Raw genomic sequence first — 10,432 nt, 5'->3', positions numbered from 1 at the left:
GGCTGGTGCTGCCGGAAAGAAGAGTGCGGCATTACCCAAGGGCGGTAAAAAAGAGGCCACAACGTTATCCGTTGCGGCCTCCATTAAGATCTTAACTGACAAGCATTACGCTGATGCGGCTTTTTTTATTCCTGGCGTAACTGCAAATCCAGCGGCGTTTTACTTGGCTCACCACCAATCTCGCGCGCCAGTTTCGGCACCATATAACCCGATACCATGGTTAACAACTGGCGTACTAGCGCACGGGCTTCTTCATCCGACACAAAGAAATGCGCCGCGCCCTGTACTTTATCCAGCACGTGCAGGTAATAGGGCAGAATACCGGCATCAAACAGCGCGTTGCTCAGGTTGGCCAGCGCTTGTGCATCATCATTGATACCGCGCAACAGCACGCTCTGATTAAGCAAGGTGACACCCGCGCGTTTCAGCATCTGCATGCCGTAGCGCAGCTCATCATCAATTTCTTGCGCGTGGTTGATGTGGCTCACCATCAGCACTTGCAGGCGTGTCTCGGCCAGAATCTGGCATAACCCTTCGGTAATGCGTGCCGGGATTACCACCGGGAGGCGGCTATGAATGCGCAGACGCCTCAGATGGGGGATTTTCTCCAGCGCGCCGACCAGCCACGCCAGCTCATGGTCTTTAGCCATCAGCGGATCACCACCCGAGAAGATAATCTCATCCAGTTCTGGATGCTCAGCGATGTAATCGATCGCCGCCTGCCAGTTACGCTTATTGCCCTGATTATCCTGATAGGGGAAATGGCGACGGAAGCAGTAGCGGCAGTTAACCGCACAGCCGCCCTTCACCAGCAGCAATGCGCGGTTTCTGTACTTATGCAGTAAACCGGGCACCACGCTACTTTGCTCATCCAGCGGGTCATTGCTGTAACCTGGCGCATCGACAAATTCCTGACGGCTGGTTAATACCTGCAGCAAAAGGGGGTCGTGCGCATTGCCCGGCGTCATGCGTTGAATGAAGGCACGCGGCACGCGCAGCGCAAAAAGCTTGCGCGCATCGTTGCCTGCGGCCAAATCCGCATGCTGTTCGAGAGATAAAAGTCGCAGTAATTCAGTAGGATCGGTGACAACATCAGCAAGTTGCTGCAACCAATCTTCTCTGATGGGGGGATTTAGGGTTACAATGTTTGCCATTTTTTTGGCTATTACCAGTTCAATATTTACAGAGGGCCTTTATGGCGACTTATCTTAGCAACGATTTCCGTCCCGGTCTTAAAATCATGTTCGAAGGCGAGCCATATGCCATCGAAGCCAGTGAGTTCGTTAAACCGGGTAAAGGCCAGGCATTTGCACGCGTTAAAATGCGTCGTCTGCTGACCGGTTCTCGCGTTGAGAAGACCTTCAAATCTACCGACTCTGCCGAAGGCGCAGACGTTCGTGATATGACGCTGCAGTACTCTTACAACGACGGCGACTTCTACTACTTCATGCACCCAGAGTCTTTCGAGCAGTATCAGATCGAATCTAAAGTGCTGGACGACGTGACCAAATGGTTGCAGGACAATGCGGATTGTATCGTTACCCTGTGGAACGATAAAGCGATCGCTGTTCAGCCACCGAACTTCATCGAAGCAGAAGTCATCGAAACAGATCCAGGTCTGAAAGGTGATACTGCCGGTACCGGCGGCAAGCCAGCGACCCTGTCTACTGGCGCAGTGATCAAAGTTCCACTGTTCGTCCAGATTGGCGAAGTGGTCAAAGTTGACACCCGCTCTGGCGAATACGTTTCTCGCGTAAAATAATTGCCAAATCAGGCGCATCACTCGATGCGCCTTTTTTCTCTATGAGTTCAGAATAATGAAAAAGATGGCGAAATTGGCTGTTTTTGCGTTGCTGGTCTCTTCTGCTTTAAGTGCCTGCAACACTTTCCACGGCTTTGGTGAAGACGTCTCCCATTTGGGCGGTGCCATTTCACGCGCAGCTGATAAATAAATTGCGAGGGCGCCGCCTTTTTTCAGCGGCTTAGCCAGCAAGGTTTTGTATAAGGTCTATGCTTGAATGGCTGTACTTTTACTGCAACCAACAAGGATATGGCTATGTTAAAGAAAAGTATTGTCGCGATTCTTTCTGTTCTGGTGCTTTCCTCTGTGTTGACCGCCTGCAACACCACCCGTGGTGTTGGCGAGGACGTTCAGGCCGGTGGCAAAGCGATTCAGCGCAGCGCACAGTGATCCAAACCGGTGCGAAACCCGATTTCGTACCGGATTCCCTGATTCCCTCTTTCTTTGTCTGAAAAAGCACCGCTAACGCCTTCGATCCCGTCACGCCGTTGTTTGCCGTAGCCAATACGGGTAGACTTCTCCCCCTTATCTGTATAAGGAGTCACCAACATGAGCGAAACGGCAAGCTGGCAGCCGAGCGCACCCATTGCCAATTTGTTGAAACGCGCCGCTATTTTGGCGGAGATTCGTCGTTTCTTTGCCGATCGCGGCGTGCTGGAGGTCGATACCCCGGCGATGAGCCAGGCGACCATCACGGATATCCATCTGGTGCCGTTCCAGACGCGCTTTGTGGGTCCAGGTGCAGCGGAAGGGCGCGATCTGTGGCTGATGACCAGCCCGGAATATCATATGAAGCGTCTGCTGGCGGCGGGCAGTGGCCCAATCTATCAGATGGGACGTTGCTTCCGTAACGAAGAAGCAGGGCGCCACCATAATCCTGAGTTCACCATGCTGGAGTGGTATCGTCCTCACTACGATATGTATCGCCTGATGAATGAAGTCGACGATCTGATGCAGCAGGTGCTGGAGTGCGATAGCGCCGAATCTTTATCGTATCAGCAGGCATTTATTCGCCATCTGGAACTTGATCCTTTGTCAGCGGATAAAACGCAGCTGCGTGAAGCCGCGACGAAGTTGGGTGAGGGTGAACTGGCGAATCGTGAAGAAGACCGCGATACCTTGTTGCAGCTGCTGTTTATGCTGGGTGTTGAGCCGAAGATTGGTAACGAGAAACCGTGCTTCGTGTATCACTTCCCGGCCAGTCAGGCGGCATTGGCCGAAATCAGCACTGAGGATCATCGCGTCGCGGAGCGTTTCGAGGTGTATTACAAAGGCGTGGAGCTGGCTAACGGCTTCCGCGAATTGACCGATAGCCGCGAACAGCGTCAGCGCTTTGAGCAGGATAATCGTCGCCGTGCAGCGCGTGGTTTACCGCAGCACCCGATTGATACCAACCTGCTGGATGCGCTGGCACATGGCATGCCTGCATGTTCAGGTGTGGCGTTGGGTGTGGATCGTTTGATTATGCTGGCGTTGAAAGCTAATGCATTAAGCGACGTGATTGCCTTCCCGGTGGATCGCAGCTAATCATTCTTGCTCAGGCAGGGTGTTTCAGACAACAACGGCGCATGTATTGCGCCGTTGTTCATTTAAGGGTTACTGCTGCGTGGTGGGTGCGGCTGGCGCTTCGGGGAACTCCTGAATAGTGACTGGCAGCATCATCTTTTGTTCGTTACGCAGAACCTGCACCTGAATCACCGATCCCGGACGAATTTCGGCGACCTGATCCATGGTTTCCTGCGCCGACAGCGCCGGTTTGCCGTTCACCTGTAAAAGCACATCATTGGCTTGAATGCCTGCCCGATCGGCTGGCCCGCCTGGCGTAACCTCACTGACGATAATACCCTGTGCACGATCCAGACTGCTGCCCTGACCGTGTAGCGGCGGCAGCTCACGGCCGGTGATGCCGATATAGCCACGAATGACCCGACCGTCACGAATCAATTTATCCATGATCTTGGTGGCTAACGCGGTTGGAATCGCAAAGCCAATCCCTTCCGGCGTTTCGCCATCATTGCTTTTATCAAATGTCAGGGTGTTAATGCCCATTAGTTCGCCGAGCGAGTTAATCAGCGCACCGCCTGAGTTGCCCTGATTGATGGATGCATCGGTCTGCAGGAAATTTTGACGACCCGATGAGCTCAAGCCCACGCGCCCGGTGGCACTGATAATGCCCTGAGTGACGGTCTGCCCGAGGTTGTAGGGGTTACCAATCGCCATCACCACATCGCCGATATGTGCGATACGGTTAGCGTTAATCGGAATCACCGGCAGGTTAGTGGCGCTGATCTTCAGCACCGCTAAATCGGTCATCGCATCTGAACCCACTAAGGTGGCTTCAAAGAAACGACCATCCTGCAACGCCACAATGATCTGGTCGGCGTTATTAATGACATGCTTGTTCGTGAGAATGTAGCCTTTCACGTTCATGATCACGCCAGAACCCAGCGTGGTGATACCGCGATTATTGTTGCCATGGGCACTGCGGTTGTAGACGTTGACCACCGCAGGCACAGCGCGGCGCACCCCCTGATTGAAGCTCACGGGGGATTCATCATCACTGTTGTCATGATCAAAGGTGACGTTGCTGCTCATACGCAGCGCAGGGATCGCTACCAGCAGCAAACCCGCTACGATCAGGCCCATCACCACAGAACGCAAAAGTTTAAGAAACATGGTGTTATTTCAGGAAAGGTGGGATCGCTGGGCAGAATAACATGAGAAAGGCGGACAAACACCTGCTTGTCCGCCTGTTGCGAGGATTATCGCATAAGTAAGTAAATGCTCTCGTCGCCACGCACCACGTTCAGTGCCAGGATCGCGGGTTTACTTTCCAGCGCTTTACGCATTTCAGCCAGCGAGGTCACGCGATCGCGGTTCACACCGACAATCACATCATCTTTCTGCAAACCTGCCTGCTCAGCTGGCGTGCCTTTTTCAATGGTATCCACTTTCACGCCTTTATCGCCGCTCTTGGCTGCGCCATCACTCAGCGTTGCACCTTGTAACGCCGGTGACATCAGCTGGGCGCTGGCGGTGGTTTGTGCGCTCTGTTCCAGCGTCACCGTCACCGTCACAGGCTTACCTTCACGCAATAGACCAATTTTCACCTGCTGGCCCGGCGAGGTGGTGCCCACTTTCACGCGCAATTCGGCAAAGCTGGTGATGGCTTTGTCATTGATTGAGGTGATGATATCGCCGGCTTTAATGCCCGCTTTTTGCGCAGCGGAGTTCGGCAGCACTTCAGAAACAAAGGCACCGCGCTGTGCATCGACGTTAAAGGCTTTGGCGATGTCAGGCGTCATTTCGGTGCCTTTGATGCCCAACTGACCGCGTTTCACTTCACCAGACTGAATCAACTGCTGCGCGAGGTTCATCGCCATATTGCTGGGAATCGCGAAGCCGATACCAATGTTGCCGCCGCTGGAGGCCAGAATCGCGGTGTTGATACCAATCAACTCGCCATTCAGGTTCACCAGCGCACCGCCGGAGTTCCCCCGGTTAATCGCCGCATCGGTCTGGATGAAGTTTTCCAGTCCTTCAAGGTTCAACCCGCTGCGGCCCAACGCCGAAATAATGCCGGAGGTGGCCGTTTGGCCAAGACCGAAGGGGTTACCGATAGCCACAGCAAAATCGCCCACTTTCAGGGAGTCGGAGTCGGCGATTTTCACCTGCGTCAGATTTTTAGCGCCTTCAACCTGGATCAGCGCGATATCGGTTTGCTCATCATGGCCAATCAGCTTGGCATCATATTCATTGCCATCGCTGAGCTGGACGCTGATTTTATCGGCACCGTTGACCACGTGATTGTTGGTGAGAATGTAACCTTTAGCCGCATCAATGATGACACCTGAACCAAGGCCCTCAAACGGTTGCGGCTGAGATTGTCCCGGTGCCTGGCCAAAGAAGCGCTTCAGCGGTTCAGGAATATCCTGTGCCTGCTGGCCGCTGTCGGTGCCTTCAACATGCACGCTAACGACCGCGGGCAGAACTTTTTCCAGCATGGGTGCCAGACTCGGCAGTGCTTGTCCCTGCACCTGTGCGGGCAGCGTCGCCATTGCGCCAGGCGTTGCCGCCAGACTCATCCCAATACTCAAGGCTAATGCGCTTAACAGTCGTGCTTGTTTTTTCATTGCTACAACGCTCTCGCTGCGAAAGAAGAAAGGGGATAGAAAGTGTGACAGTAGTTTGGCGTAAGTGTTCGAAAAACAAAAAGGGCACAGCTAAGCTGTGCCCCAAAAGGATTATTTACGCGGAGTGCGGTCGCTACCACGCAGCAAACCCGATGCGCCATCAGAGTAATCACGCGGCATTTGCACCGGTGCCTGATCGTTGTCCGCTTCGGCTTCCGTTAACTGATAAGCAAACGGATTTTTTTCGCCCGGCAGATTTGGCAGCAGGTCATTCGAACCCTTCGCCATATGCTGATACAGCTGGCGGTAGTCATGTGCCATGTTGTCCAGCAATTCTGCGCTGCGCGCAAAGTGGTTGGTGAGCTCTTCGCGATAATCTGCCAGCTCAGCCTTCGATTTTTCCAGTTCGTACTGCATGCTTCGCTGCTCACGCAGCTTCTTGTTGCCAAAACGCATGACAACTGCGCCGACAATAATGCCAATCACTAAACCAATCAGCCCGTATTCCCAGGTCATAATGACTCCCGTGTAATTTCCGTTGCTTCGTAGGGCATTGCTTCTGTTTCCACTTCAATAGCAGTCACTATACCCAATAATCTTATGGAAGTGGAACTCTCGGGCTGCATCGCTTAGTGTAGTGCGGCCTAATTTTCGCCAACCGACCCGTGAATCGGACTTTTTCAGGGATTCTGAGAGAACCATGCAAACCTCATCTCCGCTTGCCCGCTATGAGCAGGCGCTATCTCAGGGCGAATTTCGTCCGGATGATGTACAACGTGAAGCCATTACCCGCTTAGATGCTATCCAGCAAGGATTGATCGCCCGCAAGCCCGCGCAGGAACCTGTGGCGAAAGGGCTGTTTGGCCGCCTGTCGAAGCTGATGTCCAAAGAGAAAAGCAGCAACGAAGCGCCGGTGCGCGGGCTGTATATGTGGGGCGGCGTGGGTCGCGGTAAAACCTGGGTGATGGATTTATTTTTTCAGTCTATTCCTGGCGATCGCAAACTCCGCCTGCATTTTCATCGCTTTATGCTGCGCGTCCATGAAGAACTGACGCAGTTACAGGGCCATAGCGATCCGCTGCTGATTGTGGCCGACCGCTTTAAAGCAGAAACCGATATTCTCTGCTTCGACGAATTCTTTGTGTCCGATATTACCGATGCCATGCTGTTGGGCACGCTGATGGAAGCACTGTTCGATCGCGGCATTGCGCTGGTGGCGACGTCCAATATTCCGCCTGACGATCTCTATCGCAATGGCCTGCAGCGCCCGCGTTTTCTGCCCGCAATTGAGCAGATCAAACGTCATTGTGATGTGATGAACGTGGATGCGGGCATCGACTACCGCTTGCGTACACTGACATCCGCGCATCTGTGGAATTTCCCGCTTAACGATGCCACGCATGCTGAAATGGAGCGCATGTTCCGCGCCTTGTCCGGCAAGCCGCGTGAAGATGCGCCGGTGCTGGAAATTAACCACCGTCAGATGCCAACGCTGGGCGTTCATGAAGGCGTGCTGGCGATTGATTTCCTCGCGCTGTGTGGCGAAGGGCGTAGTCAGCATGACTACATCGAGCTATCACGCCGCTTCCACAGCGTATTGCTGTATGATGTGCCGGTGATGATTTACAAGACCGAAGATCAGGCACGCCGCTTCCTGGCGCTGGTCGATGAATTCTACGAGCGCCACGTGAAACTGGTGGTGGCGGCCGAAACCTCACTGTTTGAAATTTATCAGGGCACGCGCCTGAAGTTTGAGTATCAACGCTGCTTGTCGCGTTTGCAGGAGATGCAAAGCGAAGAGTATTTGCGTCTGCCGCATCTGCCCTGATGACGTGGGCAAAAATCGCAGGATTTCGATGCAAAAAGGTTCGATCTTTGAGTTCGACTTCTCTATAATCTTGCGACCCCACGTTACAGCATCGGTTTTCTTTCCCAAGAACTCGATGTGATCCGGTAACTCACTTGAAGGGGTGGCTTGCTGGGCAAAATGGTCGTGTGAGCCTCAATCGTTTACTTAGCGTTTGGGATTTCACCAACGTGTAACTTTTTATTTGGGTAAGCTTTTCAATGAAAACTTTTACAGCTAAACCAGAAACCGTACAGCGTGACTGGTATGTTGTTGACGCAACGGGCAAAACCTTGGGTCGCCTGGCGACTGAACTGGCGCGCCGTCTGCGTGGTAAGCACAAAGCGGAATACACTCCGCACGTTGATACCGGTGATTACATCATCGTTCTGAACGCTGAGAAAGTTGCTGTAACCGGCAACAAGCGTAATGACAAGATTTACTATCACCACACTGGCCACATCGGTGGTATCAAGCAAGCGACCTTTGCAGAGATGATCGAGCGCCGTCCTGAGCGTGTGATTGAAATCGCGGTTAAAGGCATGCTGCCGAAAGGCCCACTGGGTCGTGCTATGTACCGTAAACTGAAAGTTTACGCAGGCAACGAGCACACTCACGCGGCGCAGCAACCGCAAGTTCTTGACATTTAATCGGGATTATAGGCAATGGCTGAAACTCAAAACTACGGCACTGGTCGCCGCAAAAGCTCTGCCGCTCGCGTCTTCATCAAGCCGGGTAGCGGTAACATCGTCATTAACCAGCGCTCACTGGAGCAATACTTCGGTCGCGAGACTGCACGCATGGTCGTGCGTCAGCCGCTGGAGCTGGTTGATATGGTTGGTAAATTTGACCTGTACATCACCGTTAAAGGTGGTGGTATTTCTGGTCAGGCTGGTGCGATCCGTCACGGTATCACACGCGCTCTGATGGAATACGACGAGTCTCTGCGTCCTGAACTGCGTAAAGCGGGCTTCGTTACCCGTGACGCACGTGAAGTTGAACGTAAGAAAGTCGGCCTGCGTAAAGCACGTCGTCGTCCGCAGTTCTCTAAGCGTTAATTGTTGCTGCTTCGGCAGACACAATTTGCTCAAAAAAACCCGCCTCGGCGGGTTTTTTATTGTCACCGTTCACGATTTTTCACGCTAAAAACGCGAGCTTTACCCGCATTTTGCCCGCAATTCATCATCCCCGCCCCACAAGCTGCTTAAAATCTGGTAAACTCACTGACACTTTGCGCCCGCAAGCCGGAGCGTTGTGCGTGTTATTTCTGTCGGGACGACGGGAGAGCGCCGCTGACGTTGGCTGTGTGCGAATCTGATGAGCAGGTGAGTCGCCGCGTGGTTGGCTATTCGCAGTATCTTTTTGTGAACAAACTTGGAGGTTTTCATGGCTGTCGCTGCCAACAAACGTTCGGTAATGACGCTGTTTTCCGGTCCGACTGACATTTTTAGCCATCAAGTACGTATTGTACTGGCTGAAAAGGGCGTCAGCGTGGAGATCGAGCAGGTTGAAACGGATAACCTGCCGCAGGATCTGATTGACCTCAACCCGTATCGCACTGTACCAACGCTGGTCGACCGTGAACTGACGTTGTATGAATCACGCATCATCATGGAATACCTGGATGAGCGTTTCCCGCATCCACCGCTGATGCCTGTTTACCCGGTTGCCCGTGGTGAAAGCCGCCTGATGATGCATCGCATCGAGCAGGACTGGTACACCCTGATGCGTGCAATCGAAACCGGTAACAACGCTGAAGCTGATGCCGCGCGCAAACAACTGCGTGAAGAATTGCTGGCGATTGCGCCATTGTTCTCGCGCACGCCGTTCTTCATGAGCGAAGAGTTCAGCCTGGTCGACTGCTATCTGGCACCGCTGCTGTGGCGTTTGCCGCAGATGGGCGTTGAGCTGGTGGGTGCCGGTTCTAAAGAGCTGAAAGGCTACATGACGCGCGTATTTGAACGTGACTCTTTCCTCGCTTCATTAACGGAAGCGGAACGTGAAATGCGCCTGCAAGCCCGGGGCTAATGTATGGAAATGTCGCAACTAACGGCTCGTCGTCCGTATCTGCTGCGTGCGTTTTATGACTGGCTGCTCGATAACCAGTTGACGCCGCATTTGGTGGTCGATATCAATCTGCCTGGTGTGCAGGTGCCGCTGGAGTATGCGCGTGATGGCCAGATCGTTCTGAACATTGCGCCGCGCGCTGTCGGTAACCTCGACCTCGCCAATGACGAAGTGCGTTTCAATGCGCGCTTCGGCGGCGTGCCGCGCCAGGTTTCTGTGCCCATGGCCGCTGTGCTGGCCATCTACGCACGTGAAAACGGTGCTGGCACCATGTTCGAACCGGAACCGGCTTACGAGCTGGAAACCAACGAACAGGAAGGCCAGGAAGAGACGATGATGTCAGTGATTGATGGCGATCGTCCCGACGATGCGGCTGATAACGATCACTCGCCTGATGATGAACCGCCACCGCGTGGTGGACGTCCTTCATTGCGCGTGGTGAAGTAAATCGCATGCAATAAAAAACGGGCCAATTGGCCTAATGCCGATCAGTTAAGGATCAGTTGAACGATCCAGTGGCTGTGTAAGAATCCGGAAACGCTTCGTTTCCGGATTTTTTTATGCAGCTCAGTCAGGCCCTTGATA

Annotated in this window: 13 protein-coding genes; 9 read left to right on the top strand and 4 right to left on the bottom strand. The window is 53.5% G+C overall.

What is annotated here, in order from left to right; genetic code table 11:
* Positions 1-125: 125 nt before the first annotated feature.
* Positions 126-1,154 (bottom strand): EF-P beta-lysylation protein EpmB, encoded by a 1,029-nt coding sequence (gene epmB, locus WFP70_RS26240; protein ID WP_337024879.1) that lies wholly within the window; start codon positions 1,152-1,154, stop codon positions 126-128.
* Positions 1,155-1,195: 41 nt separating this feature from the next.
* On the opposite strand from epmB, the gene efp reads away from it, so the two are divergent.
* From efp to epmA, 4 genes are all read left to right on the top strand, one after another.
* On the top strand, positions 1,196-1,762 hold the full coding sequence (gene efp, locus WFP70_RS26235) for an elongation factor P (RefSeq protein ID WP_034826669.1): 567 nt from the start codon (positions 1,196-1,198) through the stop codon (positions 1,760-1,762).
* Between the two features lie 55 nt (positions 1,763-1,817).
* Positions 1,818-1,952, top strand: a complete 135-nt coding sequence (locus tag WFP70_RS26230; RefSeq protein ID WP_034826667.1) for an entericidin A/B family lipoprotein — start codon at positions 1,818-1,820, stop codon at positions 1,950-1,952.
* Positions 1,953-2,056: 104 nt separating this feature from the next.
* The gene (locus tag WFP70_RS26225; protein ID WP_038649531.1) at positions 2,057-2,191 is read left to right on the top strand and encodes an entericidin A/B family lipoprotein; all 135 of its coding nucleotides are present in this window, start codon (positions 2,057-2,059) and stop codon (positions 2,189-2,191) included.
* A gap of 159 nt (positions 2,192-2,350) precedes the next feature.
* Positions 2,351-3,328, top strand: a complete 978-nt coding sequence (epmA, locus tag WFP70_RS26220) for an elongation factor P--(R)-beta-lysine ligase (RefSeq protein ID WP_058961869.1) — start codon at positions 2,351-2,353, stop codon at positions 3,326-3,328.
* Positions 3,329-3,397: 69 nt separating this feature from the next.
* On the opposite strand, the gene degS is transcribed toward epmA, so the two are convergent.
* The 3 genes from degS to zapG all read right to left on the bottom strand — a co-directional run bounded on the left by degS (position 3,398) and on the right by zapG (position 6,450).
* Complete coding sequence (degS, locus tag WFP70_RS26215) at positions 3,398-4,477, bottom strand: outer membrane-stress sensor serine endopeptidase DegS (protein WP_034826661.1); 1,080 nt, start codon at positions 4,475-4,477, stop codon at positions 3,398-3,400.
* 86 nt (positions 4,478-4,563) lie between these two features.
* On the bottom strand, positions 4,564-5,934 hold the full coding sequence (degQ, locus tag WFP70_RS26210) for a serine endoprotease DegQ (RefSeq protein WP_337024878.1): 1,371 nt from the start codon (positions 5,932-5,934) through the stop codon (positions 4,564-4,566).
* 111 nt (positions 5,935-6,045) lie between these two features.
* On the bottom strand, positions 6,046-6,450 hold the full coding sequence (zapG, locus tag WFP70_RS26205) for a Z-ring associated protein ZapG (RefSeq protein WP_034826655.1): 405 nt from the start codon (positions 6,448-6,450) through the stop codon (positions 6,046-6,048).
* Positions 6,451-6,634: 184 nt separating this feature from the next.
* Between zapG and zapE the strand changes: the two genes are divergently transcribed.
* From zapE to sspB, 5 genes are all read left to right on the top strand, one after another.
* Positions 6,635-7,762 (top strand): cell division protein ZapE, encoded by a 1,128-nt coding sequence (zapE, locus tag WFP70_RS26200; RefSeq protein ID WP_160868474.1) that lies wholly within the window; start codon positions 6,635-6,637, stop codon positions 7,760-7,762.
* 239 nt (positions 7,763-8,001) lie between these two features.
* The gene (gene rplM / locus WFP70_RS26195) at positions 8,002-8,430 is read left to right on the top strand and encodes a 50S ribosomal protein L13 (protein ID WP_038649517.1); all 429 of its coding nucleotides are present in this window, start codon (positions 8,002-8,004) and stop codon (positions 8,428-8,430) included.
* 15 nt (positions 8,431-8,445) lie between these two features.
* The gene (rpsI, locus tag WFP70_RS26190) at positions 8,446-8,838 is read left to right on the top strand and encodes a 30S ribosomal protein S9 (RefSeq protein WP_034826648.1); all 393 of its coding nucleotides are present in this window, start codon (positions 8,446-8,448) and stop codon (positions 8,836-8,838) included.
* Positions 8,839-9,166: 328 nt separating this feature from the next.
* Entirely contained in the window at positions 9,167-9,808 is a 642-nt protein-coding gene (sspA, locus tag WFP70_RS26185; RefSeq protein WP_034826645.1) for a stringent starvation protein SspA, read from the top strand.
* 3 nt (positions 9,809-9,811) lie between these two features.
* On the top strand, positions 9,812-10,294 hold the full coding sequence (sspB, locus tag WFP70_RS26180) for a ClpXP protease specificity-enhancing factor (RefSeq protein WP_034826642.1): 483 nt from the start codon (positions 9,812-9,814) through the stop codon (positions 10,292-10,294).
* Positions 10,295-10,432 lie beyond the last annotated feature (138 nt).

The organism is Pantoea sp. USMM079 (genome assembly GCF_037153115.1).
GTDB classification, from domain to species: domain Bacteria; phylum Pseudomonadota; class Gammaproteobacteria; order Enterobacterales; family Enterobacteriaceae; genus Pantoea; species Pantoea communis.
The sequence above is the reverse complement of the archived record's forward strand: the minus strand, read 5'-3'. Positions and strand labels throughout refer to the sequence as shown.

What these genes read in the sequence shown, in the direction of transcription:
- epmB (WP_337024879.1), bottom strand. Translation starts at nt 1,154, where the DNA reads ATGGCAAACATTGTAACCCTAAATCCCCCCATCAGAGAAGATTGGTTG.
- efp (WP_034826669.1), top strand. Translation starts at nt 1,196, where the DNA reads ATGGCGACTTATCTTAGCAACGATTTCCGTCCCGGTCTTAAAATCATG.
- WFP70_RS26230 (WP_034826667.1), top strand. Translation starts at nt 1,818, where the DNA reads ATGAAAAAGATGGCGAAATTGGCTGTTTTTGCGTTGCTGGTCTCTTCT.
- WFP70_RS26225 (WP_038649531.1), top strand. Translation starts at nt 2,057, where the DNA reads ATGTTAAAGAAAAGTATTGTCGCGATTCTTTCTGTTCTGGTGCTTTCC.
- epmA (WP_058961869.1), top strand. Translation starts at nt 2,351, where the DNA reads ATGAGCGAAACGGCAAGCTGGCAGCCGAGCGCACCCATTGCCAATTTG.
- degS (WP_034826661.1), bottom strand. Translation starts at nt 4,477, where the DNA reads ATGTTTCTTAAACTTTTGCGTTCTGTGGTGATGGGCCTGATCGTAGCG.
- degQ (WP_337024878.1), bottom strand. Translation starts at nt 5,934, where the DNA reads ATGAAAAAACAAGCACGACTGTTAAGCGCATTAGCCTTGAGTATTGGG.
- zapG (WP_034826655.1), bottom strand. Translation starts at nt 6,450, where the DNA reads ATGACCTGGGAATACGGGCTGATTGGTTTAGTGATTGGCATTATTGTC.
- zapE (WP_160868474.1), top strand. Translation starts at nt 6,635, where the DNA reads ATGCAAACCTCATCTCCGCTTGCCCGCTATGAGCAGGCGCTATCTCAG.
- rplM (WP_038649517.1), top strand. Translation starts at nt 8,002, where the DNA reads ATGAAAACTTTTACAGCTAAACCAGAAACCGTACAGCGTGACTGGTAT.
- rpsI (WP_034826648.1), top strand. Translation starts at nt 8,446, where the DNA reads ATGGCTGAAACTCAAAACTACGGCACTGGTCGCCGCAAAAGCTCTGCC.
- sspA (WP_034826645.1), top strand. Translation starts at nt 9,167, where the DNA reads ATGGCTGTCGCTGCCAACAAACGTTCGGTAATGACGCTGTTTTCCGGT.
- sspB (WP_034826642.1), top strand. Translation starts at nt 9,812, where the DNA reads ATGGAAATGTCGCAACTAACGGCTCGTCGTCCGTATCTGCTGCGTGCG.